General features: G+C 65.6%; 23 protein-coding genes. 17 read left to right on the forward strand and 6 right to left on the reverse strand.

Annotated features, from left to right (window positions below; genetic code table 11):
* The first annotated feature begins 126 nt into the window (after window positions 1–126).
* From VIF40_RS02060 to VIF40_RS02070, 3 genes are read left to right on the forward strand one after another with little or no spacing between them, the layout of a single operon-like run.
* On the forward strand, window positions 127–1,002 hold the full coding sequence (locus VIF40_RS02060) for a chorismate mutase (RefSeq protein WP_331935858.1): 876 nt from the start codon (window positions 127–129) through the stop codon (window positions 1,000–1,002).
* Between the two features lie 4 nt (window positions 1,003–1,006).
* A complete protein-coding gene (gene hisC, locus VIF40_RS02065) occupies window positions 1,007–2,128 on the forward strand; it encodes a histidinol-phosphate transaminase (RefSeq protein ID WP_331935859.1) in 1,122 nt (373 codons plus the stop codon).
* Window positions 2,121–3,056: a prephenate/arogenate dehydrogenase family protein gene (locus VIF40_RS02070; protein WP_331935860.1), complete on the forward strand. Its 936-nt coding sequence runs from the start codon at window positions 2,121–2,123 to the stop codon at window positions 3,054–3,056. Before hisC ends, VIF40_RS02070 begins: the two co-directional genes overlap by 8 nt.
* Before the next feature lie 47 nt (window positions 3,057–3,103).
* On the opposite strand, the gene VIF40_RS02075 is transcribed toward VIF40_RS02070, so the two are convergent.
* Entirely contained in the window at window positions 3,104–3,526 is a 423-nt protein-coding gene (locus VIF40_RS02075) for a VOC family protein (protein ID WP_331935861.1), read from the reverse strand.
* Window positions 3,527–3,706: 180 nt separating this feature from the next.
* Window positions 3,707–4,672: a patatin-like phospholipase family protein gene (locus tag VIF40_RS02080; protein ID WP_331935862.1), complete on the reverse strand. Its 966-nt coding sequence runs from the start codon at window positions 4,670–4,672 to the stop codon at window positions 3,707–3,709.
* A 117-nt stretch (window positions 4,673–4,789) separates the two neighbouring features.
* Between VIF40_RS02080 and VIF40_RS02085 the strand changes: the two genes are divergently transcribed.
* Window positions 4,790–5,905, forward strand: a complete 1,116-nt coding sequence (locus VIF40_RS02085) for a sensor histidine kinase (RefSeq protein WP_331935863.1) — start codon at window positions 4,790–4,792, stop codon at window positions 5,903–5,905.
* Window positions 5,906–5,956: 51 nt separating this feature from the next.
* Here VIF40_RS02085 and VIF40_RS02090 read toward each other — a convergent pair whose 3' ends face one another.
* The gene (locus tag VIF40_RS02090) at window positions 5,957–7,297 is read right to left on the reverse strand and encodes an FAD-dependent monooxygenase (RefSeq protein ID WP_331935864.1); all 1,341 of its coding nucleotides are present in this window, start codon (window positions 7,295–7,297) and stop codon (window positions 5,957–5,959) included.
* Between the two features lie 198 nt (window positions 7,298–7,495).
* Between VIF40_RS02090 and VIF40_RS02095 the strand changes: the two genes are divergently transcribed.
* From VIF40_RS02095 to VIF40_RS02110, 4 genes are all read left to right on the forward strand, one after another.
* Window positions 7,496–8,467, forward strand: a complete 972-nt coding sequence (locus VIF40_RS02095) for a quinone oxidoreductase (protein WP_331935865.1) — start codon at window positions 7,496–7,498, stop codon at window positions 8,465–8,467.
* Window positions 8,468–8,985: 518 nt separating this feature from the next.
* On the forward strand, window positions 8,986–9,411 hold the full coding sequence (gene rsfS, locus VIF40_RS02100; RefSeq protein WP_331935866.1) for a ribosome silencing factor: 426 nt from the start codon (window positions 8,986–8,988) through the stop codon (window positions 9,409–9,411).
* A 62-nt stretch (window positions 9,412–9,473) separates the two neighbouring features.
* Window positions 9,474–9,953, forward strand: a complete 480-nt coding sequence (gene rlmH, locus VIF40_RS02105) for a 23S rRNA (pseudouridine(1915)-N(3))-methyltransferase RlmH (protein WP_331935867.1) — start codon at window positions 9,474–9,476, stop codon at window positions 9,951–9,953.
* An 86-nt stretch (window positions 9,954–10,039) separates the two neighbouring features.
* Window positions 10,040–10,321, forward strand: coding sequence for a (2Fe-2S) ferredoxin domain-containing protein (locus VIF40_RS02110; RefSeq protein ID WP_331935868.1), 282 nt, complete (start codon window positions 10,040–10,042; stop codon window positions 10,319–10,321).
* Between the two features lie 7 nt (window positions 10,322–10,328).
* Here VIF40_RS02110 and VIF40_RS02115 read toward each other — a convergent pair whose 3' ends face one another.
* Together VIF40_RS02115 and VIF40_RS02120 are read right to left on the reverse strand one after the other, a co-directional pair.
* Window positions 10,329–11,906, reverse strand: a complete 1,578-nt coding sequence (locus VIF40_RS02115) for a DEAD/DEAH box helicase (RefSeq protein WP_331935869.1) — start codon at window positions 11,904–11,906, stop codon at window positions 10,329–10,331.
* 269 nt (window positions 11,907–12,175) lie between these two features.
* On the reverse strand, window positions 12,176–12,502 hold the full coding sequence (locus VIF40_RS02120; protein ID WP_331935870.1) for a hypothetical protein: 327 nt from the start codon (window positions 12,500–12,502) through the stop codon (window positions 12,176–12,178).
* 457 nt (window positions 12,503–12,959) lie between these two features.
* On the opposite strand from VIF40_RS02120, the gene clpS reads away from it, so the two are divergent.
* The 4 genes from clpS to VIF40_RS02140 all read left to right on the forward strand — a co-directional run bounded on the left by clpS (window position 12,960) and on the right by VIF40_RS02140 (window position 17,780).
* Window positions 12,960–13,394 carry an ATP-dependent Clp protease adapter ClpS gene (clpS, locus tag VIF40_RS02125; RefSeq protein ID WP_331935871.1) on the forward strand — a complete coding sequence of 145 codons (435 nt, stop codon included), beginning with the start codon at window positions 12,960–12,962 and terminating at the stop codon, window positions 13,392–13,394.
* A 13-nt stretch (window positions 13,395–13,407) separates the two neighbouring features.
* Entirely contained in the window at window positions 13,408–15,906 is a 2,499-nt protein-coding gene (gene clpA / locus VIF40_RS02130) for an ATP-dependent Clp protease ATP-binding subunit ClpA (protein ID WP_331935872.1), read from the forward strand.
* 170 nt (window positions 15,907–16,076) lie between these two features.
* Entirely contained in the window at window positions 16,077–17,180 is a 1,104-nt protein-coding gene (locus VIF40_RS02135; RefSeq protein ID WP_331935873.1) for a glycosyltransferase, read from the forward strand.
* 105 nt (window positions 17,181–17,285) lie between these two features.
* Window positions 17,286–17,780 (forward strand): DUF2059 domain-containing protein, encoded by a 495-nt coding sequence (locus tag VIF40_RS02140; protein ID WP_331935874.1) that lies wholly within the window; start codon window positions 17,286–17,288, stop codon window positions 17,778–17,780.
* 13 nt (window positions 17,781–17,793) lie between these two features.
* On the opposite strand, the gene uvrA is transcribed toward VIF40_RS02140, so the two are convergent.
* Window positions 17,794–20,838, reverse strand: coding sequence for an excinuclease ABC subunit UvrA (gene uvrA, locus VIF40_RS02145; RefSeq protein ID WP_331935875.1), 3,045 nt, complete (start codon window positions 20,836–20,838; stop codon window positions 17,794–17,796).
* Between the two features lie 421 nt (window positions 20,839–21,259).
* On the opposite strand from uvrA, the gene mtnC reads away from it, so the two are divergent.
* The 5 genes from mtnC (at window position 21,260) to dctA (ending at window position 25,059) form a co-directional block, all read left to right on the forward strand.
* Window positions 21,260–21,946 carry an acireductone synthase gene (gene mtnC, locus VIF40_RS02150; protein ID WP_331935876.1) on the forward strand — a complete coding sequence of 229 codons (687 nt, stop codon included), beginning with the start codon at window positions 21,260–21,262 and terminating at the stop codon, window positions 21,944–21,946.
* Window positions 21,947–21,949: 3 nt separating this feature from the next.
* A complete protein-coding gene (locus tag VIF40_RS02155; RefSeq protein WP_331935877.1) occupies window positions 21,950–22,279 on the forward strand; it encodes a ferredoxin in 330 nt (109 codons plus the stop codon).
* A 24-nt stretch (window positions 22,280–22,303) separates the two neighbouring features.
* Window positions 22,304–23,251, forward strand: a complete 948-nt coding sequence (locus VIF40_RS02160) for an aldo/keto reductase (protein WP_331935878.1) — start codon at window positions 22,304–22,306, stop codon at window positions 23,249–23,251.
* A 93-nt stretch (window positions 23,252–23,344) separates the two neighbouring features.
* Window positions 23,345–23,632, forward strand: a complete 288-nt coding sequence (locus VIF40_RS02165) for a hypothetical protein (RefSeq protein ID WP_331935879.1) — start codon at window positions 23,345–23,347, stop codon at window positions 23,630–23,632.
* Between the two features lie 122 nt (window positions 23,633–23,754).
* A complete protein-coding gene (gene dctA, locus VIF40_RS02170) occupies window positions 23,755–25,059 on the forward strand; it encodes a C4-dicarboxylate transporter DctA (RefSeq protein ID WP_331935917.1) in 1,305 nt (434 codons plus the stop codon).
* The last annotated feature ends 60 nt before the right edge of the window (window positions 25,060–25,119 follow it).

Consider the following 25,119-nt stretch of genomic DNA (forward strand, 5'->3'; position numbering starts at 1 on the left):
GCGGTCACGACGCTGGAAGCATCGGCTCGTCTGGTACAACGTCCTGGAGCCAACCCCCTCGCATTGCCTCCCGCGTCGCGCTGGCCTAAGACAGCCCTCCGCCCTTTTCGCCACAAGCCCGCGCCGATGCGAGACGACTCTTTGCCCAAGATCGAGACCGAGACGCTCGCGGATTTGCGCGACGAGATCGACCGCATCGATCGCGAGATGCATGGCCTGCTCATGCAGCGCGGCGAGATCATCGATCGGCTGATCGCGGTGAAGGGACCGAATGGCGCCTCCGCTTTCCGTCCCGACCGCGAGGCGCGGATGATGCGCGCGCTGGTCTCGCGGCATACGGGCCTGCTGCCGGTCGACACGGTCGAAGGCATTTGGCGCATCATCGTCTCGACCTTCACCTATATGCAGGCGGAATATTCGCTCCACGCCGATGATTCCGGCGGCGACGCCGCCATGCGCGACAGCGCGCGCTTTCACTTCGGCTTCACCGTGCCTTATGTCACCCATCACGGCGCCGGCGCCGTGGTCGCGGCGGTGGCGGCGTCGAAGGGCGATCTCGGAATGCTGCGCTCGGCCGGCGCGCAGGAGGAGGGCGCCTGGTGGACCCGCCTCGTCGGAGAGAATGCGCCGAAGATCATCGCGCGCCTGCCCTTCGTCGAGCGGCCCAATCATCCGGCGGGACTGCCGGTGCTGATCGTCGCCAAGCCGCTGGCCGAGGCGGCCTCGCAGGATATCGCGCTCTATGCGCTGTCGCTGCCGAAATGGCATGCGGCGGCGCCGGCGGCGATCGACGCGCTCGCCGGCGAAATTCTCGCCACTGCGCCGCATGCCGGCGAATTGTCGCTGCTGGTCGCCGCGCCCGGTCATGTGAGCGCCGCGCAATTCGTGGAAGAGCTGGGGACGGCGGGCGTCGTCCGCGTGAGCGCCGCGCTGGTCGGCAGCCATGCGGCGCGTTTCGAATTGGACACGGCCCGCAGCGGCGTCTTTGCCCCGAGGAGTTGACGAGATGACGAAACCTGTCGTGCGTCGAAGCGTGCTGGCGATCGACGCCTATGTGCCCGGCAAGAGCGCCGCTCCCGGCGCGGCGCGCGTCTTCAAGCTCTCCGCCAATGAGACGCCGCTGGGGCCGTCTCCCAAAGCGGTGGAGGCGCTGCGCGCGCTCGCGTCCAAGATCGCCGCCTATCCCGACGGCTCGGCGACGCGGCTGCGGCAGGCGATCGGCGCGGCGCATGGGCTCGCGCCCGAGCGCATCGTCTGCGGCGCCGGCTCCGACGATATTCTCGCTCTGCTCGCGCACGCTTTCATCGAGCCGGGCGACGAGGGAATCTACACGCAATACGGATTCCTGGAGTATCGCATCGTCATTCTGGCGGCCGGCGGCGTTCCCGTCATCGCGCCGGAGACGAATTACCGGGCGAGCGTCGACGCCATTCTGGAGCGAGTGACGGAGCGCACGAAAATCGTGTTCGTCGCCAATCCGAACAATCCGACCGGAACCTATCTGCCGAAATCGGAAATTCTGCGGCTCGCCGATGCGCTGCCGGCGCATGTCGTGCTCGTCATCGACGCGGCCTATGCGGAATATGTGCGCGCCGAGGATTATTCGGCGGCGCTCGAGCTGGCCTCGACGCGCGACAATGTGGTGATGACGCGCACCTTCTCCAAAATCTACGGCCTCGCGGGGCTGCGGCTCGGCTGGGGCTATGGCGCGGCGCCGATCATGGATGCGTTGAACCGCCTGCGCGGCCCCTTCAATGTCAGCAGCGCGGCGATCGATGCCGGCATAGAGGCGGTGCAGGACACAGCGCATCTCGAGGCGGCGATCGCGCATAATGCGCGCTGGCTGCCGTTTCTGACGCGAGAGATCGAGGCGCTGGGGCTCGAGGTGCTGCCGAGCGTCGCCAATTTCATCGCCATACGCTTTCCCGACGATGCCGGTCGCACGGCGGCGGACGCCGATCGCTTCCTGACGTCGCGCGGGCTCGTGCTGCGCGCGATCGGCGCTTACGGAATGCCGCAATTCCTGCGGCTGACCATCGGCTCGGAGGAGGCCAACCGCCTCGTCGTCGCGGCGCTCGGCGAATTCACCGCCTCATGGCGCGCGGCGCCGCGGGCCGCGCATGGCTGACGCGCGCGCGCCGATCTTCGACAAGGTCGCGCTGATCGGCCTCGGCCTCATCGGCTCGTCGATCGCGCGCGGCGCTCGCGCCTATGGCGCCGCGAAACGCATCGCCGCGAGCGACGCCTCGGAACAAGTGCGCGCGCGCGTGAGCGAGCTCGGCATCGCCGATGAAACGACCGCCGATCTGGCGCAGGCGGTGACGGGCGCCGATCTCGTCATTCTCTGCGTGCCCGTGGGCGTTTGCGGCGAGGTCGCGCGCGCGATCGCGCCGCATCTTTCGGCGGGCGCTATTCTGTCCGACGTCGGCTCGGTGAAGGGCGCAATCGTCGCGCAGGTCGCGCCGCATGTGCCTGCGGGCGTGCATTTCATTCCCGCGCATCCGATCGCCGGCACGGAATATTCCGGGCCGGACGCCGGCTTTGCGACGCTGTTCCAGAATCGCTGGTGCATACTGACGCCGCCCGAGAGCGCGGACCCCGAGGCGGTGACAAAGCTCTCGGCCTTTTGGACGCGGCTCGGCGCCGATGTCGAGACGATGAGCGCGACGCATCACGATCTCGTGCTCGCCGTGACGAGCCATCTGCCGCATCTCATCGCCTACAATATCGTCGGCACAGCCGCCGATCTCGAGGAGGTCACGCAGTCGGAGGTGATCAAATTCTCGGCGTCGGGCTTTCGCGATTTCACCCGCATCGCCGCCTCCGATCCGACCATGTGGCGCGATATTTTCTTGAACAATAAAGACGCCGTGCTGGAGATGCTCGGCCGTTTCGACGAGGATTTGACGGCGCTGCGCCGCCTGATCCGCACCGGCGACGGCGACGGGCTGTTCGCGCTGTTCACGCGCACGCGCGCCATCCGCCGCAGCATCATCGAGCAGGGGCAGGATACGGCGGCGCCGAATTTCGGACGGGCGGCGCCGCGCGCGGAGTGATGCGGCGGCCCTCCCCGGCGAAGCGGTGGAGGGCCGGGCAAGCGGCGTCACATTTGGAATGTCACATGGCCGTGCTCGTCGATCGGCCACGAGGGATTCCAGGCGATCTCCCACGCATGGTCGTCTGGATCGGCGACATAGCCGCGAAAGCCCCCATGCGGCGGCGCGTCCGCCGGCCGCAATAGCGCGCCGCCGGCGTCCAAGAGCCGTCGCATGATCGGCTCGACATCCTCTTTGCTCGCGACATTATGCGCGAGCGAGAAGGCTCCAGGCGTCCGGAGTCCGGAGCGGCTCATATCCTCTTCGAGCGCATCCTTCAGAAAGGCGCTGAGAACAAAGCCGTTCATCTGGTAGAAGATGATATGCGGGCTCTCGAAAACGGGCGTCCAACCGAAGCCCTCGACATAGAATCGACGTGAGCGTTCCATATCGGAGACGCCGAGCGTGATGAGGGATATCTGCTGTTGCATTCCACGACCTCATTGTCCGCCGGCGCGTGATTGCGCCGGCGTCGAAGGCCATGGGACTCCTCGCGTGGCGCGAAGGTCAGGACCCGCTGTCGCGGGGATCGGGCCAACCGCACCGATCTCTCCTTTTTTGACGGATTTTTTCTAGCTCGGGACGAACGACGGGGCAAGGCGCTCGCGTCGTCAAATCAGCCCCATCACTTGCAGCGCATCGGCGATCTCCTCGCGCCGCCGCTCCACTGCCAGCTCGCCCTCGCGCACGGCCTCTTCCGTGCGGTCGAACTCCAGCAGGCCGATATGGCCGACGCGCGGCGTGATGTGAACGTCCGGCGGATCGCCGGCGAGGCGCGAGCGCGTCAGGCGGTCCTGCATGATGCTGAGCGATGTCGTCATCACGCCGAAAATGCTCGGCCGATCCGGATCGCGGCGGAACACGCCGCGCGTCAGCGTCTCGGTGAGCGAGGCGACGAAGGGCTTCTGCTTGTCCTGCAGCAGCGTGACCGGATCGAAGCCCATGGTGGAAGGGATGCGCGCGGCGTCGCGCGACTTGCCGATGATGTCGGTGTTGAGATTGACGGCGACGACGAGCTCCGCGCCCAGCGCGCGGCAGGCGGCGACAGGAAGCGGATCGACGAGCGCGCCATCGGCGAGCCAGCGGCCATCCACCTCCATCGGCGGGAACAGGCCGGGCAGAGAGAAGGAGGCGCGCAGCGCCTCGGCGAGGTCGCCCTTCTGCAGCCAGATCTCATGGCCGGTGACGAGATCGGTGGCGACGGCGACGAAGGGCGTCGGCAGCGTCTCGACGCGCAACGGCCCGACGGCGGCGCGCAGCTCCATGAGCAGCCGGTCGCCCTTGATGAGGCCGCCATAGCCGAGCTGGAGATCGAGATAGGAGACGATCTTGCGCTTGTTGAGCGAATTCGCCCAAATCTCCAATTCATCGAGCTTGCCGGCCAGAAAACATCCGCCGACCAGCGCGCCGGCCGAGGTTCCGGCGACGACGTCGAAGGTGACGCCCATGCGCGTCAGCGCGCGCAATGCGCCGATATGCGCCCATCCGCGCGCCATGCCGGAGCTGAGCGCCAGCCCGATCTTGCGCCTGCCGAGCGGATGCTCGTCCGTCTTAAGCTTTTCCGTCGCTTCGGTCACGATCGCCGCTCCGGCTCTTTTCTTCGCCCCTCGCAGCTCACATATCATTATTCGCCGCTTTCGGGAGGCGCGACAGTCGCGTTCACGACGTCGTGGCGCGGCGCGAGGGGAGCTCCGATGCGCTCGGAGACGATCGAATTCGATCGCTATCGCGTGATGGTCGAAGCCTCGCCGGCGGCGATCATCATGGTGGGCGCGGACGGACTCGTGCGTTACGCCAATCACGAGACGGAGATTCTGTTCGGCTATGCGCGCGAGGAATTGATCGGCCGTTCGATCGATCTGCTGACGCCGGCTGTGATCCGGCGCCGCCACGCCGCCTTCCGCAGGCTGTATTGCGCCGATCCTCGCCGCCGCATGATGGGCGTCGGCCAGGAGATCAAAGCGCGACGCCGCGACGGCTGCGAATTTCCGGTCGAGATCGGGCTCGCGCCGGTGGTGACGGAGCGCGGGCTCATCGTCACCGCCACCATTCTCGACATGAGCCAGCGGCGCTGGGCGGAGCGGGCCTTCGCCGCGAGCGTCGCCGAATTGGAGCGCGCCAATGAGCGGCTCGTGCAATTCGCCTATGTGGCCTCGCTCGATCTACAGCAGCCGCTGGCCGAGATCGCGGAGCAATCGACGCGGCTCGAGGCGGCGATGGCCACGGGCGTCTGCGCGGAGATCAGGGAGGCGAGCGCGCAGATGCGTCGCGCCGCGGTGCGCGGGCGCAAGCTGGTCGAGGATCTGCTCACCTATGCGCGAACCATCTATGGCGATCAGCAATTGGAGGTGTTGGAGCTGCGTGAGGAAGTGCAGTTCTCGCTCGCCGAGCTGGCGCAGTCGATCGCCGCCGGCGAGACCAGGCTCGAGGTCGATATTCCGGCGGCGGCCTTTGTCGGCGATCGCGCGCAATTCGCCTGCCTGATGCAGAACATCGTCGCCAATGCGATCAAATATCGCAAGCCCGGACGGCCGGCCGAGGTGACGATCGCGGCGACGCTGGAGGAGGGCGCGATTCACTTGTCGATCGTCGACAAGGGCGTCGGCTTCGAGCAGGAGTTCGCGCAGCGGATTTTCGAGCCGTTCAGCCAGCGCAAGAGCGATGTGGAATATGCCGGCACGGGCATAGAGCTGGCGATCTGCAAATCGATCGCGGATCGCCACGGCTGGGAGATTTCGGTGGAGTCGCGGCCGGGCGAGGGCGTGGCGTTTCGCTTCGCGATTCCGACGCTGTTCGCGCCGTCCATGTGACGCCTTCTCCCGCCGGCGGGAGAAGGCGGGCGCGCGCCTTTCGACGACGCTTCAGCCGAGCCGCGAGGCGGTCGCGCGCAGATGGGCGAAAGCGTCGCGGGCGGCGTCGACGATGGCCTCCGGGCCGCGCTTGCCGCGCATGCGCGGCTCCTTGGGAGCCTCCCGGCTCATCAGCCGCGGCTGCGCGAGATGGGGCGCCACGCCCTCGCGCATCACCGCGCGGCGAAGCGGTCCCAGCGCCGTCATGGCGATGAAGCCGGCGCCGCGGATGAGGTCGATCGGCAGATAGGGGACGATCAGCGAGCGATTGAGCAGATCCACGCCATGGGTGCGGAAGCCGATATCGGCGCGGCGATGCATTTCGTAACGCGTCAGGGCGCGCGAAAGCTCTTTGGGATTGCGCAGATCGACGCTGGCGAGGCAATCCTCGAGATCGGCGACGTCGCGCAGGCTGAGATTGAGGCCCTGCGCGCCGATCGGCGGAAACACATGGCAGGTCTCGCCCACCAGCGCGAGACGCGGCGCGGTCAGCCGCGACACTTGCAGCCCGCCCATGCGGAACTCGCCGATGTCGCTCTCGATCGTGATCGAGCCGAGCTTCTCGCGCGAATAATCCTCCATCTCGAATTGCAGCTCGTCGCGCGGTTTGGCGAGGCGGCGCTTGGCGTCGCGCGGGCTCATCAGCCAGACGAGGCTGGAGCGATGCTCGGCGCCCTCGCGCGGCGGCAGCGGCACCAGCGTGAAGGGGCCGGAGCGTGTGTGAAACTCGGTCGAGACATTGTCATGCGGCAATTCATGGCGCAGCAGAGCGGTGAGGGCGACCTGCGGATAGGTCCATTCCTTCGTGTCTATGCCGGCGGCGGCGCGCGCCTTGCTGCCGCGGCCATCGGCCGCCACGATGAAATCGGCCGTTATCCGGCGCCCGTCGGCGAGGATCGCCGTCGCGCCATCCTCCTCGAGCTCGTAATCGGCGATGTCGCTCTCGACGATCTCGAAGCTCTGCGCGGCGCGGGCGTGCTCGAGCAGGATCGCGGTCAGCTCGTCATTGGAGACGTTGAGGCCGAAGGCGGGAAGATCGATCTCCTCCGACCGCATGACGAGATCGGGCACGGGCAGGAGCTGGTCGGTGTCGTCGACCATATGGATGGTCTCGATCGGACAGGCGGCGGCGCGGACCGTCTCCAGCACGCCGATCGAATCGAGAAAGCGAACCGAGGCCTCGAACAGCGCGATGGTGCGGCCGGGCAGAGGCGGGGGGAAGCGCCCGGCCAGCGTCACCCGCCAGCCGGCGTTGGCGAAGGCGAGAGCGGCGGCGATTCCCGTGGAGCCGGCGCCAGCGACGAGAATTTGCGTGTCGATCGCGGCGCTCGCGCCCGCCAATGTCTCGGCCATGTGCTTGGTCTCCGTTTTCGGGAATCCTTCTACACCATGGGAAGAAGAAGGCGAAGCCGCGGGGAGCAGGAAGGCGAAGCGCGCCCGCGGCTGTCCGTCGCGCGAAATCTCGTGGCTTTGTCGCGAGCGTCGCTCCATGGTCGCAATCGACGGGGATTTTTGCAAAGAGGCGCGAGAGCGCGCATTTCGGAGACGATCATGGTGAAGGCAATTCGCATTTACGAGACCGGCGGCCCGCAGGTTTTACGCTATGAGGAGGTCGAGCTGCCGCCGCCCGGGCCGGGCGAGGCGCAGATCGTCCAAAGGGCGATCGGCGTCAATTATATCGACGTCTATCTGCGCAGCGGCGCCTATCCCGCCGAGCGTCCCTTCGTGCCGGGCTACGAGGGCGCGGGCGAGGTGGTCGCGCTCGGCGAGGGCGTCGAGGACGTCGAGATCGGCGATCGCGTCGCCTATGTCGGCCCGCTCGGCGGCTATGCGGAGGCGCGCAATCTTCCCGCCGCGGCGCTGGTGAGATTGCCCAAGTCGTTCTCCTTCGAGACCGGCGCCGCGATGATGCTCAAAGGGCTCACCGCGCAATATCTGCTGCGCCGCACCTATAAGGTGAAAAAGGGCGATCGCATTCTCGTCCATGCGGGCGCGGGCGGCGTCGGCCAATTGCTCTGCCAATGGGGCAGCGCGCTCGGGGCGCATGTGATCGCCACCGTCGGCGACGAGGAGAAGGCGAAAATCGCCGAAGCGGCCGGCGCGGAGCACACGATTCTCTATCGCAGCGAGGATTTCGCCGCCGCCGTGCGGGAGATCACCGGCGGCAAGCTCTGCGACGTGGTCTATGACGGCGTCGGACATGCGACCTTTCCCGCCTCGCTCGATTGCCTGAAGCCCTTCGGCCTCTTCGTGAGCTATGGCTCAGCCTCCGGCAAGATCGAGGCCTTCGACATCAATCTCCTGTCGCAGAAGGGATCGCTGTTCGCGACGCGGCCCTCGCTCTTCGCGCATATCGCGCGGCGCAAGGACCTCGTGAAGATGACGAGCGACTTGGTGCGCGCGATCAAAAAGGACGTTCTGCGGCTCGAGCGGCCGACGCTCTATCGGCTCGAGGACGCCGCGCGCGCCCATGCCGATCTCGAGGCGCGGCGCACCACAGGCGCGCTCGTGCTCGTCCCCTGAGCGGCGCGCGGGCCGGCGCCACAAAATTTTCACATGTGTGACATTTTTAGCACAGGTGTGGCGCTGCGGCGCCGGTCGCAGAATTTAGGGAATTGAATTTGCGGGCGCTGCCGAATCGGCCCGATCGGCCCCGCCCGCTCGGGCGGCGCTCGAACGCGGCCGTGTGGCCGCTGATTGCGGCGAAGCCTGGACAAATGCGACCTTTTATGCCGCGCGCCGCGGCGCGGAATCGGATAGGCTCTCCAATGTTCCGGCTTTGAGGTTCCTCCCACCTCCCGATGGGCCGGGGCCCACTCTCAAAACCCGGCGTTCTCGCCGGGTTTTTTTCTGCCCGCGGCCCGGTCGCCGGCCACGCTCCCTCTCGGTGTTTTTCTTTATATGACAGTTGCTTATGGCGCTGGCTCGTGGCGGCGTGGCGTGCGCGAGCCGAACCTTCGCCGGGGTTTCGCGCATCTGCGCGGTTGCATTCGGGATCAAAGCGGCACATCTTGAGGGCCGCGGCGCCAGCGCCGTGAATCATGAGGGTTGCACCGCTGACGACAAGTCTCCCCGGGGTGGCGCGCGCGCCATCTCAGCCGGCTTCCGGGCCGATCGGCCAGATTGCCGGCGCCATAATCCGTAATGTCCTCGCGAGCCTCGACGACTCCAAGGCCGAGGACGTCACCTCCATCGATCTGCGCGGAAAGACGTCGATCGCCGATGACATGGTCATCGCGACCGGCCGCTCGACCACGCATGTCGGCGCCATCGCCGACAGAGTGCTCAAAGCCTGCAAGGAGGCCGGTCTCGTCGCTCCGCGCGTCGAGGGGCTGCCGCAATGCGACTGGGTGCTGATCGACGCGGGCGACGTCATCGTCCACATTTTCAGACCCGAGGTCCGGCAGTTCTACAACCTCGAGAAAATGTGGGGCGGCGCGCGGCCGAGCGAGCTGCGGGCGGTCTGAAGCCCGAAGGGGCGAAACGAGACAGGACGGCGTTCGCCGCGCGCGAATGTCCGTAAGGGGACATGCGTCTCGGAATTCTCTGTGTCGGGCGGCTCAAGGCCGGCCCGGAGCGCGATCTCTACGCGCGTTACGCCGCCCGTGTCGCGGCGATGCGCAATCTCGGGCTCGCGGGGCTCGATCTCCTGGAAATCGACGAGAGCCGGGCGCGCAATCCGGTCGAGCGCATGGCGCAGGAAGGCGAGAGCCTGCTCGCCGCTGCGCCCGCCGGCGCGAAGCTCGTCGTCTTCGACGAGCGCGGGACGGCCGCCAGCAGCGCCGATTTCGCGGCGCTCGTCGAGAGCGAGCGGGACAGGGGCGTAAAATCGCTCTGGTTCGCGATTGGCGGCTCGGAAGGGCTCTCGCCGGCGGTGCGGGCGAAGGCGGGCGCGGTCTTCTCCTTCGGGCGCATGACGCTGCCGCATCAGATCGTGCGCATCCTCGTCGCCGAGCAGATCTACCGGGCGACGACGATTCTCTCCGGCCATCCCTATCATCGGGCGTGAGGCGTGGCGTCGCGTCGGGTCAGACACGAAGATTGCATCCACCGGACGGCGAGTGGAGCGCCCGCGCCCCGCGTCAGAGGACAAAGATGAACGAGCCGCCGCTCATACGATTCATTGTCTGCGTCGGAGACGTCTGCGACCGCGATGGGCGCGGCAGCGCGCTGCACGAGCGCTTGAGCGATGCGCTCGATATCGATTTCGGCAAAGGAATCGACGCCGGCCGCATCGCCTGCGCGCGGCGCAGCTGCCTGCGCCTCTGCTCGCACGGCGTTCCCATGCTGCGCGTCGAGCCGTCCGGCGACGTCTACGCCGATCCCGACATCGAGCATATGCTCGATCTGGTCGAAGAGGCGCTGCTGGCGGGGTGAGCCGGCTCTACTCGTCGTTGACTTTCGCCGGCTTCAGCACCACCGGGCGCAGCAGGAAGGACGGAATATGGTCGCCGAGGCCGATGACCGGCGGCCCGTCGTCCTCCGGCTGGCGCGTCGGCCTGCGGTCGCGCCGATCGCCATAGGTCGGCGGCCTCTCGGGACGCGCAGGCCGCTCGGTTCTCACGGGCCGCTCCGCGCTCGCGGGGCGCTCTGTTCTGGCGGGGCGCTCGCTCTGCGGGCGCTCGGTTCTGGCGGGCCGTTCGGATCTGGCGGGCCGTTCCGCACGCGCCTCGCGCGGCGGCCGAGCCTCGCGTTCTGGTCTGGCCTCGCGCTCTGGTCTGGCCTCGCGATCCGCTGCCGGACGACGCCCGTTACGCTCACCGCCGCCGCGCGCGCTGCTGCTGCGTCCGCGTCCACGCGATTCGCGCGCCGGCGCCTCGGAAGGCGGCGGCAGCTCGTCGAGTCGGGGACCTTCCCAATCGATCTTATTGCCGATCAGCGTCTCGATCTGATCGAGATATTTGCGATCGTCGTCGGTGACGAGGGTGAAGGCCGTGCCCGAGCGCCCGGCGCGGCCGGTGCGGCCGATGCGATGGACATAATCCTCGCTATGCGTCGGCACGTCGAAATTGAAGACATGGCTGACGTCGGGAATGTCGAGGCCGCGCGCCGCGACGTCCGAGCAGACGAGCAGATTGACGTCGCCATTCTTGAACGCGTCGAGCGAGGCCATGCGCGCGAGCTGGTCCATATCTCCATGCAGCGCGCCGGCGGAGAAGCCGTGCTTGTCGAGCGAGCGATGCAGAATCGCCACGTCGCGCTTGCGGTTGCAGAAGATGATCGCATTCTTGAAGCTGTCGGCTCCGCGGATGATCTGGCGCAGCGTCTCGCGTTTTTCCGCATGGCCATGAGTGGCGATGAGCGCCTGGCGAATCGTCGCCGCGGTGGTTGCGGCGCGCGCCACTTCCACGCGCACGGGATTGTGCAGAAACGCCTCGGTGAGGCGAGTGATCTCCGGCGGCATGGTGGCGGAGAAGAACAAGGTCTGCCGCGTGAAGGGCACGAGCTTGCAGACGCGCTCTATGTCCGGAATGAAGCCCATGTCGAGCATGCGGTCGGCCTCGTCGATGACGAGGATCTCGATATTGGTGAGCAGCAGCTTGCCGCGATCGAAGAAGTCGAGCAGGCGGCCGGGCGTCGCGATCAGCACATCGGCGCCGCGCATGATCTTGGCTTCCTGATCTCCGAAGGAGACGCCGCCGATCAGCAATGCGACGTTGAGCTTATGATTTGCGCCATATTTGGCGAAGCTCGCCTCGACCTGGGCGGCGAGCTCGCGCGTCGGCTCCAGAATCAGCGTGCGCGGCATGCGCGCGCGGGCGCGGCCTTGCTCGAGCCGGCACAGCATGGGCAGCGTGAACGCCGCCGTCTTGCCTGTGCCGGTCTGGGCGATGCCCAGAATGTCGCGCCCTTGCAGCGCAGGAGGAATGGCCTGTTCCTGAATGGGCGTCGGCGTGGTGTAGCCGGACGTCTCAACGGCCGCGAGGACCTTTTGGGAAAGGCCGAGTTCGTCGAAGTTCATCAATGGTCCTGGTCGCGGCGTTCGTGACATCTGGCAAGGGATGGGCGCGCGTAGGCCGCGGGGGCGCGCGTCGTCCTCGAGAGGGCGGGGCCGTCGCAAATCGACGGATATGTTCCGCTGGCGTTCTGCTCGTCGTCGGGTTCTGGTCGTCGTCGGGGGAGCAAGACGCGCGCCATGCTTGGAGCCGAACGCGTCGGATGTCAATGAAATTGACGCGGCGCATCGCGAGCGACGCCGCGCCGTTCCGGCTGATCGCGCTCGAATTCGGCCTATTTCGCGTCCAGCCCGCAGGGCGAGGCCGGCGCGAGCGCTTTTTGTCCCGGCGCGATCGAGCCGGTGGCGGCGTGATCCACGCCGACGAAACCGATTCGATGCACCAGCTGAGGCGAGGCCGCCGATGGCGACGCCGCGAGCACCGCGCGACCGCGCTCCTCTTTATGGACAAAAGCGATGAGCGGGAGCTCGCCGCTTTGTAACTTTGCCGACAGCAGATTGGCCCCGAGCACGCAGGCGAGCGCCAGCACTGCCGAACCCAAGGCTACTTTTTCGACGAGCTTGCCCGCCGTGTCCCGCCGCAACCGCTCGAGCATCGACATTCGCGCCTCTTTTTATTCGCGCGCCACGCTTTTTGATCGGCCGCGACTGTAGGGGGGAGGCGGTAAAGGACGCGTTTACGCTCATGGTTTTCAATAAGTAGACAGATGCGGCGCGCTGTCGCGGGTCGAATCGAGACAATCGCGGCGCCCTTTGGAAACCCAAACCCGCGGCAGGCGGGGCGGAGAGCGAAATTCACTTGTTCCGCCGCTCCGGCACATTATGTCCTAGGCGGATTGTCCAAGCGGCGTCGCGCTCGCGGTGCCGCGTTCGAGGCGGGCCTCGGACATTTTTTCGGCTGTTTCAGCTTTTCGGGTCTTGCCAATGCTCCCGCGAGAAAGAAAACTCGGCGTCTCTCCGCTTCGCCCGTTCCGCGAAAGCCGGCGAGGGGCCCGCGGCACAGAGAATGCTACGCAGCAATCCGACGGGCCTGTCGCAGGCGAAACTTCGGAAAGGGGAATGAGGAAAGCCGAGGTGACAGTGATCGATGACCTTACGCTCGACAGCCGCATTCCGTCCTCTGCGGAGGAATACGGCGCACCTCCCCATGCGGGCGGAAAAGAGCCTCGCAAGAGCGGCGGCGGCGATGGGGGCTCGGGGTCGGGAACGGCGCTGATCACCCGCACGAAAACGCAGACGCGGCGGCCCAACATGTACCGCGTGTTGTTGCTCAACGACGACTATACGACACAGGAGTTCGTCGTTATCGTCCTGCGTAAATATTTCAACAAGACCCTGGAAGAAGCCACTCGGATAATGCTGCACGTGCATAATCACGGCGTCGGCGAATGCGGCGTCTACACCTATGAGGTGGCGGAGACGAAAGTCACGCAAGTGATGGACTATGCGCGCAAGCATCAGCATCCGCTTCAGTGCATCATGGAAAAGAAGTGAGGGCGGACGATCGATGCCGACATTCTCGCGCAACCTGAAGCAATCACTCGACCGCGCGCTCGCTTCGGCGAGGGAGCGGCATCATGAATATGCGACGCTGGAGCATCTGCTCCTCAGTCTCATAGACGACCAGGACGCCGCCGCCGTGCTGCGCGCCTGTTCGGTCGATCTGGATCTGCTCGCGAAAAGCTTGCGCGAATATATCGATCACGAACTGGACAATCTGGTCAATGAATCGGCAGGCGACTGCAAGCCGACCGCCGGTTTCCAGCGCGTCGTGCAGCGCGCGATCATCAGCGTGCAATCCTCCGGTCGCGAGGATGTGAGCGGCGCCAATGTGCTGGTCGCTCTGTTCGCCGAGCGCGAGAGCCACGCCGTCTATTTCCTGCAGGAGCAGGATATGACGCGCTATGACGCGGTGAACTACATCAGCCACGGCATCGCCAAGCGGCCGGGACTTGCCGACGGGTCGCGCGCGCCGCGCGGCGTCGAGGACGAGGCCGAGCGCGCCGAGGGGCGCGAGGGTCGCGACGGCGAGCAGCGCAAGAAGGAAGGCGCGCTCGAGGCCTATTGCGTGAACCTCAACCGCAAGGCGCGCGATGGCCGCATCGATCCGCTGATCGGCCGCGAATCCGAGGTGCTGCGCACCATCCAGGTGCTGTGCCGTCGGCAGAAGAACAATCCGCTGCTGGTCGGCGACCCTGGCGTCGGCAAGACTGCGATCGCCGAAGGCCTCGCCCGCAAGATCATCCAGAACGAGGTTCCGGACGTTCTCGCCGGCGCGACGGTTTTCGCGCTCGACATGGGCACGCTGCTCGCCGGCACGCGCTATCGCGGCGATTTCGAGGAGCGGCTGAAGCAGGTCATCAAGGAGATCGAGGCGCATAAGAACGCCATTCTCTTCATCGACGAGATCCATACGGTGATCGGCGCCGGCGCGACCTCCGGCGGCGCGATGGACGCCTCCAATCTGCTCAAGCCCGCGCTCGCGCAGGGAACGCTGCGTTGCATCGGCTCGACCACCTATCGCGAATATCGCCAATATTTCGAGAAGGACCGCGCTCTGGTGCGGCGCTTCCAGAAGATCGACGTCAATGAGCCGTCGATCCCGGATGCGGTGGAGATCATCAAGGGTCTGAAGCCCTATTTCGAAGAGTTCCACAAGATCCGCTACACGACGGAAGCGCTGAAGGCGGCGGTGGAGCTCTCGGCGCGCTACATTCACGACCGCAAGCTGCCGGACAAGGCGATCGACGTCATCGACGAGTCCGGCGCGGCGCAAATGCTCGTGCCGGAGTCGAAGCGCAAGAAGACGATCGGCCTGAAGGAGATCGAATTGACGATCTCGACGATGGCGCGCATTCCGCCCAAGACCGTCTCCAAGGACGATGCGGAAGTGCTCGCCCATCTCGACGAGACGTTGAAGCGCGTCGTCTATGGCCAGGACAAGGCGCTCACCGCGCTCACCTCGGCGATCAAGCTGGCCCGCGCCGGCCTGCGCGATCCCGAGAAGCCGATCGGCTGCTATCTCTTCTCCGGTCCGACCGGCGTCGGCAAGACGGAGGCGGCGCGCCAGCTCGCCACCTCGCTCGGCATCGAGCTCATCCGCTTCGACATGTCGGAATATATGGAGCGCCATACGGTGAGCCGGCTCATCGGCGCGCCTCCCGGCTATGTCGGCTTCGATCAGGGCGGCCTCTTGACCGACGGCATCGACCAGCATCCGCATTGTGTGCTGCTGCTCGACGAGATCGAGAAAGCGCATTCCGATCTCTTCAACATCCTGTTGCAGGTGATGGACCACGGCAAGCTGACCGACCACAACGGCAAGCAGATCGACTTCCGCAATGTGATCCTCATCATGACGACCAACGCCGGCGCCGCCGATCTCGCGCGCAAGCCCATCGGCTTCACGCGCGGCGCGGTGCATAGCACCGAGGACAATGAGGCGATCAATCGGCTCTTCGCCCCGGAGTTCCGCAACCGTCTCGACGCGATCGTCAACTTCGGCCATCTGCCGGAGGAGGTCATCGCCCGCGTCGTCGACAAATTCGTCCTGCAGCTCGAGGCGCAGCTCGCCGATCGCAATGTCACGATCGAGCTCGCCGACGAGGCGCGCGCCTGGCTCGTCGAACGTGGCTATGACCAGGCCATGGGCGCGCGGCCGATGGCCCGCGTCATCCACACGCATATCAAGACGCCGCTCGCCGACGAGGTTCTGTTCGGCAAGCTGAAGAATGGCGGCGCGGTGCGCGTCGTGGTGGTGACCGACGACAATGGCGCCAAATCGCTCGGTTTCGTCTTCCCCGAGGGGCCGGTGCTGCCGCGTCCCGAGCGCGACATCGTCGAGGCCGGCAAGAAGCGCGCATCCGAAGGCGGCGGTGAGCCGCGCAAGAGCCGCAAGCCGAAGGAGAGCGACTCGGGCAAGGGTGATTTGGGCAAGACCGATCCGGCGCCGCGCAACGCCAGCGCTCGCCCGCGCAGCGTTCCGGAGACGCCGCTCAAGAATTGAGCAGCGCCCCGAATCCTCATGGGGCGTTAATCACTTCGACTGTATTCTCGAAGCCGGGCTCATGCCCGGCTTCGTCGTTCGCGCGCTCCCGCGGGGCAGTCCCAGCTCGGAAGTGTCGGGCGTCGAAGCGTCGAGCGTCGAAATGGGCGAGCGTCGAGGTGGGAAGCTAGATGCGTGTGGCGATCGTTCATTATTGGTTCGTCGGCATGCGCGGCGGTGAGAAGGTCGTCGAAGCGCTGATCCGGCTCTATCCGCAGGCCGATCTCTTCACCCATGTCATCGATCCGACCGCCGTCTCGCAGACCATTCTCTCGCGCCCGCTGAAGACGAGCTTCATCCAGTCGCTTCCCCGCGCGGCGAAATATTACCGGCAATATCTTCCGCTCATGCCGCTCGCCTGCGAGCAGCTCGATCTGCGCGGCTATGATCTCGTCATCTCGAGCGAGTCCGGTCCGGCCAAGGGAATCATCCCGCCGCCGGAGGCGCTGCATGTCTGCTATTGCCATTCGCCCATGCGCTATTTGTGGAACATGTACCATGAATATCGCGAGGAATCCGGCCGGCTCACGCGCCTGTTGATGCCGCCGCTCGCCCATTATCTGCGCAATTGGGATGCGTTGTCGGCAACGCGCGTCGATCATTTCATCGCCAATTCGACGACGGTCGCGCATCGCGTCGAGCGCTATTACAGGCGCTCCGCCGATGTCGTGCATCCGCCGGTCGCCGCCGACGCCTTCGCCATCGCGCCTCCGCAAGAGATCGGCGACTATTATCTGATGGTCGGCGAGCTCGTCGGCTATAAGCGGCCCGATCTCGCCATCGACGCTTTCAATGCGAGCGGCAAGAAGCTCGTCGTCATCGGCGGCGGCTCCAATCTCGACGCGATCCGCAAGCGCGCCGGCCCGACGGTGACGGTGCTCGGCCCGCAGCCATTCGATGTGCTGATGCGGCATTATTCGCGCTGTCGGGCGTTGATCTTTCCGGGCGAGGAGGATTTCGGCATCGTGCCGCTCGAGGCGATGGCGAGCGGACGGCCGGTGATCGCCTTCCGCCGCGGCGGCGCGATGGAGACGGTTGTCGAAAATGAGACAGGCGTGTTTTTCGACACCCAGACGGTGGAATCGCTGAGCGAGGCGATCGCGCGCTGCGAGCAAATGGAATTCTCGCCCGAGCGCATTCGCGCTCATGCGCTCGGCTTCGGAGAGGAGCGATTTCTGCGCGAGATGCGCGAGACGATCGACTCCTATTTCGCCGCCCGCGCCAAAACGCGCTGAGGCGCTTTTCCTCCCGCTCGTCCCCTCGCGAGGCCGGCCCTCGGCGCTTCCGAGCCCGCGCGCCATGGCGTAACATGCGCGCGTGACGGTTCCTCGGGAGGTTTCATGAGACATTTCATCGCTTCATTCGCTGTGCTGCTCGCGCTGGCCGGCTTTTGCACGGCGCCGGCCCGCGCCGACGACAAGGCGGACCGCATCGCCGCCGCCAAGGAGCTGCTCGTCGCCATGCATATGACAGACACCGCCAAGCAGGTGCTGCCGGCGATGCTCGATCAGATGAAGACGTTGCTCAGCGCGCAAAATCCGAAGGTCGAGAAGGACCTCGCCGAGATCGGCCCGCGCTTGCAGGCCAAATTCTTCGCCAGCCTGGACGTGCTCGCCGCCCGGATGGCCGCCGTCTACGCCGAAAGTTTCACCGTCGCCGAGCTGCATGATGCGGCGACTTTCTACAAATCTCCGACGGGCGCGAAGCTGGCCGCGAAAGCGGGTCAGATGGCGAAGGCCGGGATGGAGATCGGCAAAGCCTGGGGCCTCGAGGTCGGCGAGACGTTGCAGGCCGACATCAAAACCGAGCTGCGCAAGCGCGGCTATTCGATCTGAGGTCGGCCGAGCCTTACTGCTCCTGGGCGGCGCGCTTGCGCTTCGGCGCCGGCGCGTCTTTCGCCTCCTTCGCCGCTTTCGTCTCCTTCGCCTTTTCCGCGCGCGGCGGGCGGCGCTTCAGCACTTCGGCGAGATAGCGCCCCGTATGGCTGCGCTTCGCGGCGACGATCTCGTTGGGCGGCCCCGCCGCGACGATCTCGCCGCCGCCGTCGCCGCCCTCGGGCCCGAGATCGATGATCCAATCGGCGGTCTTGATGACCTCGAGATTATGCTCGATGACGACGACGCTATTGCCCTGATCGACGAGCTCGTGCAGCACCTCGAGCAATTTCGCGACATCGTGGAAATGCAGGCCGGTCGTCGGCTCGTCGAGAATATAGAGCGTGCGGCCGGTGGAGCGGCGCGCCAATTCCTTGGCGAGCTTGATGCGCTGCGCCTCGCCGCCCGAGAGCGTCGTCGCCTGCTGGCCGACGCGAATATAATCGAGGCCGACGCGCTTCAACGTCTCCATCTTGTCGCGGATCGCCGGCACGGCCTTGAACAATACGGCGGCCTCCTCGACCGTCATGTCGAGAACGTCGGCGATGGATTTGTCGCGATATTTCACCTCGAGCGTCTCGCGATCGTAGCGCTTGCCCTTGCAGACGTCGCAAGTGACATAGACGTCCGGCAAAAAATGCATCTCGATCTTGATGACGCCGTCGCCCTGGCAGGCCTCGCAGCGTCCGCCCTTCACATTGAAGGAGAAGCGCCCCGGCGCATAGCCGCGCGCCTTCGCCTCCGGCAGGCCGGCGAACCATTCGCGGATCGGCGTGAAGGCGCCGGTGTAGGTCGCAGGGTTCGAGCGCGGCGTGCGGCCGATCGGCGATTGATCGATGTCGATGATCTTGTCGATATGCTCGAGCCCTTCGATCTTGTCGAAAGGCGCGGGATGCTCATGCGCGCTGTTGAGGCGTCGCGCCACGGCTTTGTACAGCGTCTCGATGACGAGCGTCGATTTGCCGCCGCCGGAGACGCCGGAGACCGCGGTGAAGAGGCCGAGCGGAATTTTCGCCTCGACGTTCTTGAGATTATTGCCTCGTGCGCCGCTGATCTTCAGCCAGCGGCCGGGATCGGGCTTGCGCAGCGCATGGCGCAGCGTCACCTTCCGCGCGCCGGTCAAATATTGGCCGGTGAGCGAATTGGGATCGTCCATGATCTCCTGCGGCGCGCCTTTGGAGACGATATTGCCGCCATGCACGCCGGCCCCGGGGCCGACATCGACGACATAATCGGCGGAGAGAATCGCGTCCTCGTCATGCTCGACGACGATGACGCTGTTGCCGAGATCGCGCAGGCGCCGAAGCGTGTCGAGCAGCCGGTCATTGTCGCGCTGATGCAGGCCGATCGAGGGCTCGTCCAGCACATAGAGCACGCCGGTGAGGCCGGAGCCGATCTGCGAGGCGAGGCGAATGCGCTGGCTCTCGCCGCCCGACAGCGTGCCCGAGGCGCGCGACAGGGTGAGATAGTCGAGGCCGACATCGACGAGGAAGGTCAGGCGATCGCGGATTTCTTTCAATATGCGATGGGCGATCTCATTGCGCTTGGCGTCGAGCTTTTCCGGCAGCGCGTGGAACCAGTCGAGCGCGGCGCGCACGGAGAGGTCCGACACCTCGCCGATATGCATCATGTCGATCTTGACCGCCAGCGCCTCCGGCTTCAAGCGATAGCCGAGGCAGGCCTTGCAGGGCTCCGCCGACATATAGCGGCCGATCTCCTCGCGCGCCCATTCGCTGTCCGTCTCCAAAAAACGCCGTTGCAGATTGGCGACGACGCCTTCGAACGGCTTCTTCACATCATAGGCGCGCGCGCCGTCGTCATAGGAGAAGCGAATCTCCTCCTTGCCGGAGCCGTGCAGCAGCACCTCGCGCACTGTCTTGTCGAGCTGCTCGAAAGGCGTGTCGAGACGGAATTTGTAATGCCGGCCGAGCGAGGCCAGCGCCTGTTGGTAATAGGGCGAGGATGATTTCGCCCAGGGCGCGATGGCGCCTTTGCGCAAGGACAGCTTGGGATCGGGAACGACGAGATCGGGATCGATCACCTGCTCCTGGCCGAGGCCGCTGCAGGCCGGGCAGGCGCCGAAAGGATTGTTGAAGGAGAACAGTCGCGGCTCGATCTCCGCAATGGTGAAGCCGGAGACGGGGCAGGCGAATTTCGACGAGAAGACGATGTGGTCCGGCGCATAATGGTTGGAGGCGTAGGCGGCGGCCGGCGCAGCGGGCGCGGCGGCCTCGCTGGGTCGGCTCGCCTGATCCGCGAATTCGACCACCGCCAGCCCATTGGCCAGCTCCAGCGCCGTCTCGAAACTATCGGCGAGACGCGCGCCGATGTCGGAGCGCACCACGATACGGTCGACGACGATGTCGATGTCGTGCTTCAGCTTCTTGTCGAGCGGCGGCGTGTCGGCGATCTCGTGATAGGCGCCGTCGATCTTCAAGCGCTGGAAGCCGCGCTTGGTGAATTCGGCGATCTCTTTTCTGTATTCGCCCTTGCGGCCGCGCACGACCGGCGCGAGCAGATAGAGACGCGTTCCCTGCGGCAGCGCCAGCACGCGGTCGACCATTTGCGAGACGGTCTGGCTCTCGATCGGCAGGCCCGTCGCCGGCGAATAGGGAATGCCGACGCGCGCCCACAGCAAGCGCATGTAGTCGTGAATCTCGGTCACCGTGCCGACGGTGGAGCGCGGATTCTTCGAGGTCGTCTTCTGCTCGATGGAGATGGCGGGCGAGAGGCCGTCGATCTGATCGACATTCGGCTTCTGCATCATCTCCAGAAATTGGCGCGCATAGGCCGAGAGCGACTCGACATAGCGACGCTGGCCCTCCGCATAGATGGTGTCGAAAGCGAGCGAGGATTTGCCCGAGCCCGACAGGCCCGTGAAGACGACGAGCTTGTCGCGCGGAATGACGAGATCGACATTCTTGAGATTATGCTCGCGCGCGCCGCGGATGGAGATGACCTTGCCGTCGAACAGATCGTCGAGAGAGGCGGCGGCGGCGGATTTTTTCGGGCTTCGCATGTGCACGACCAGAACTGAGCGGTGGATTCGCCCCCTCCCCAACCCTTCCCCGCTTCGCGGGGGAGGGAGCAGATTCGGCGCTTCATCGAAGCTTCGCGAAACGACGCCGCCTCCCTCTCCCGCAAAGCGGGGGAGGGCGAGGGAGGGGGCCGACGGCCGTCGATCTTACGCCCGTCTTCTTCTCTTGCCATGCTGCGGCGCAGTAATCCACAGCCTCGAGCGAAGCGAAGCCTCGGTAGGGAGCCGAACAGCGCCCGGCTCGGCGCACGGCTCGGCTCCTGGGCTCCTGGGCTTCTGGGCGCGGCGCGGCACAAATCATGCTGTCATGACGGGAGCAATTGGGAAAGGCGAGCTGGTCGATGGCGTGTTTCGGACATTTTTCCGCAGGGGAGCGGCGCGATAATGGCCGGGAGGCCTCGCGATGAGCGAGCCTCTGCGCGCGGTTCTGATCGACCTCGAAGGCGTCATGCTGCCCATGGCCTTCATGACCGAGACGCTCATTCCCCTCTCCGCCCGGCGGCTCGGGAGCTATATCGTCGAGCATGCCGAGGACGAGGAGGTCGAGGAGGCGCTGGAGGAGACCGGGCGCCTGATGGGCGGCTATGAGCTCGATCCCACCCAGGCGGAATCGCTGCTGCTGCGCTGGATGAAGCAGGGCCGCAAGGCGACGCCGCTGAAAATTCTCCAGGGGCTGGTCTGGCAGGAGGGCTATGAGGCGGGCTCGCTGTCCTGCGCGCTCTATCCGGATGTGGCGGATTGCCTGAAATCCTGGGCCGGCGCCGGCCTGCGGCTGTTCATTTATTCCTCCAATTCGGAATTGGCGCAGAAGCTGCTGCTGAGCCGCGCCGCATCCGAGGAGCTGACGAGCGTGTTCGAGGGGTTCTTCGACACGACCCTCGGCCAGAAGATCGAGCCCGGCTCCTACCGCGACATTGGCGAACGTCTGGCGTTGCCTGCCGCATCCATCCTCGTGCTGTCGGAGAGCGATGAAGAATTGGACGCCGCCGCAACCGCGGGTCTCGCGACGGCCCGCATCGCGCGCGACGGGGCGGTCGAGAGCCCCCATCGGGTCTGCCCCGATCTCGCCTCCTTGAACATCGGACAGTGACGAATGACGAAATTCACGCTCGAGACGCGAGACGGGACGCGGTCGGAAATCGCCGGCAAGGATCGCGCGACGATGATGAAGCTGATCCGCAAATCGGGCGTTCAGGAGCTGGTCGCCGAATGCGGCGGCAGCTGCACCTGCGCCACCTGCCAGATTTATGTCGATCTGCCCGACGGCGTCGCCATGCCCCCCATGGAGCTCGCCGAGTCCATCATGCTGGCCAAGGCCGCCAACCGCCAGATCAATTCGCGCCTTGCCTGCCAGTTGAAATTCGACTCGAGCCTCGACGGCATGCATGTCCGCATCGCCCCGGAGGATTTCAGCAATAGCTAGCGGCGCCGCGGGCGGAGCACACTCATGCGACATCGCCGGCTCGGCCGGTCGGGCCTCGACTGCGCCCCCCTCGCGCTCGGCTGTCATGTCTTCGGCTGGACGGTGGATGCGGCGACCTCCTGCGCCATTCTGGACGCGTTCGTCGATCGCGGCTGCGCGCTGATCGACACGGCCGACACTTATTCGACCTGGGCGCCCGGCCATAAAGGCGGCGAATCCGAGACGATCATCGGCAATTGGCTGAAGGCGACAGGCAAGCGCGACCGCGTTCTGATCGCGACCAAGGTCGGCGGGGATATGCCGAATGTGGGCAAGGGGCTCTCCCGCGCCCATATCATCCGCTCGGCCGAGGACTCGCTGCGCCGGCTGGGAACCGACCGGATCGATCTCTATCAGGCGCATTTCGACGACACCGCGGTCTCTTTCGAGGAGACGCTCGAGGCCTTCGCGACGCTCGTTCAAAACGGCAAGGTGCGCGCCATCGGCGCGTCCAATTATTCGGCGCCTCGCCTCGCCGACGCGCTTTCGACCGCCAGAGCCCATGGGCTGCCGCTCTACGGCTGCCTGCAACCGCATTACAATCTCGTCACCCGCGCCTTTTACGAGGGCGATCTGCGCCGGCTGTGCCTCGAGGAGGATATGGGCGTCATTCCGTTTCGCGGGCTGGAAGCGGGATTCCTCACCGGAAAATATCGCTCCATGGCCGATACGGTCGGGACGGCGCGCGGCGCCGTCGTCGCGCGCATTCTCGACGACCGCAGCCTCGATATTTTGCGCGAGCTCGACCGCGCCGCCCTTCAGCTCGACGCCACTCCGGCGCAGGTCGCCATCGGCTGGCTGCTGGCGCAGCCGGGCGTGACCGCGCCGATCGTCAGCGTCACCAGCCTGGCCCAGCTCGCCGAAATTTTCGGCGCGACGACTCTCACGCTCGACGCCAGAACGCTGATGCGGCTCGATATGGTGAGCGCCTGACGTCTCGAGCGCGGAGCCGGATCGGAGCCGCAGACCGGAAAAAACACGCGCCGACGTCGCATTTGGTCTCGATTTTGCTCGTCCGACATGCACATGGCGCAACAATGCAGGGTGACGGTCATGCCGATGAAGGAAGAAGATATTAAGCCGGGCAATTGCTACAGGAGCAAGGGAGGCGAGCAAAACTCGGAAAAATACACGATCGTCAGCATAACGCGCGGCATCGTCACCTATCAGAGCTGGACCACCGATCCGAATAGAATGTCGCTGCGCACCAATGTCGGCATCAAGGCGCTGGCCGAGGTGCTCTTCAAGGAAATCCCTTGTCCGAACCGAGAAGCCGGCGAAAAAATCGAGTATTTCGATCCCACACGCGGCTGAGATTTAGGCGAGCGGGGAAGGATGCGTCCCGGCTTGCCATTGCCCGCTTTCGGCTCCCGGTCTACGGATTATCGACCGAATGAGCCGGAATAGAGGGGCAGACATTGACCGCAGCCGCCGCCATGGCCGAGGCGCCGCCGCGCAAGAGCGCGCATAGCCTCTATCTCCAGGTGCTCGCCGCCATCGTGCTCGGCGCGCTGCTCGGCGTCTATTTTCCCGACATCGCCAAGAGCCCCTGGATGGAGGCGATGGGCAAGGGCTTCGTCAATCTCATCAAAATGGTGATCGCGCCGATCATCTTCTGCACCATCGTCTCCGGCATCGCCCATCTCGAGAGCGCGGCAAAAGTCGGGCGCGTCGGAATCAAGGCGCTCGTCTATTTCGAGGTGGTCTCGACCATCGCTTTGGCGCTCGGGCTTCTCGTCGGCAATCTGCTGCGGCCCGGCGAAGGCTTTTCTGGCAAAGCCGCGGACGCCGCCGCCGTCGCCAAATATCTCGAGCCGGCCGCGCAGCGCAGCCCGGTCGATTTCGTGCTCGGCGTCATTCCGGACAGCGTCATCGGCGCCTTCGCCAGAGGCGATATTCTGCAGGTGCTGCTGTTCTCCATCCTGTTCGGCTTCGCTCTGATGGCGCTGGGCGAGCGGGGCAGGGCGCTGGGCGGCTTCATCGACGAGGCCGGCCACGCCATGTTCGGCGTCATCGCGATCGTGATGAAGGCGGCGCCGCTCGGCGCTTTCGGCGCCATGGGCTACACGGTCGGCAAATATGGCTCGCAGTCGCTGGTGAGCCTCGCCTGGCTCGTGGGCTCCTTCTATCTCACCGCTATTTTGTTCATCGTCATTGCGCTGGGGATCGTCGCGCGCATCGTCGGCTTCAGCATTTTTCGCTTCCTCGGCTATATTCGCGACGAATTGCTGATCGTGCTCGGCACGTCGTCGTCGGAGAGCGCGCTGCCGCAGCTGATGGAGAAGCTCGAGCGCTTAGGCTGCTCGAAATCGGTCGTCGGTCTCGTCGTGCCGACGGGCTATTCCTTCAATCTCGACGGCACCAATATCTATATGACATTGACGAGCCTGTTCATCGCGCAGGCGCTCGGCGTCGAGCTTTCGGCGGGACAGCAATTCGTCATTCTCACCGTGGCGATGCTGACCTCCAAAGGCGCCTCGGGCGTGACCGGCGCCGGCTTCATCACTCTGGGCGCGACGCTCTCGTCGATCGACCCGCGTCTCGCGCCGGGCATGGCGATCGTCATCGGCGTCGACAAATTCATGAGCGAATGCCGCGCGCTCACCAATATTTGCGGCAATGGCGTGGCGACCATCGTCGTCGCCTGGTGGGAGGGCGAGCTCGACCATGACAAGCTCGCCGCCGGACTCTCCCGACGCATCGACCCCAGCGACATAGAGACCGCCGTCGCGACGAAATGAGGCGGGACGTTGCGCTCCGCTGCGGGGGGTGCTAGAACAAAAAAAGAACATCGCGCGAAT

It is taken from the genome of Methylosinus sp. (genome assembly GCF_036560965.1).
In the GTDB taxonomy this organism is placed as follows: Bacteria; Pseudomonadota; Alphaproteobacteria; order Rhizobiales; family Beijerinckiaceae; genus Methylosinus.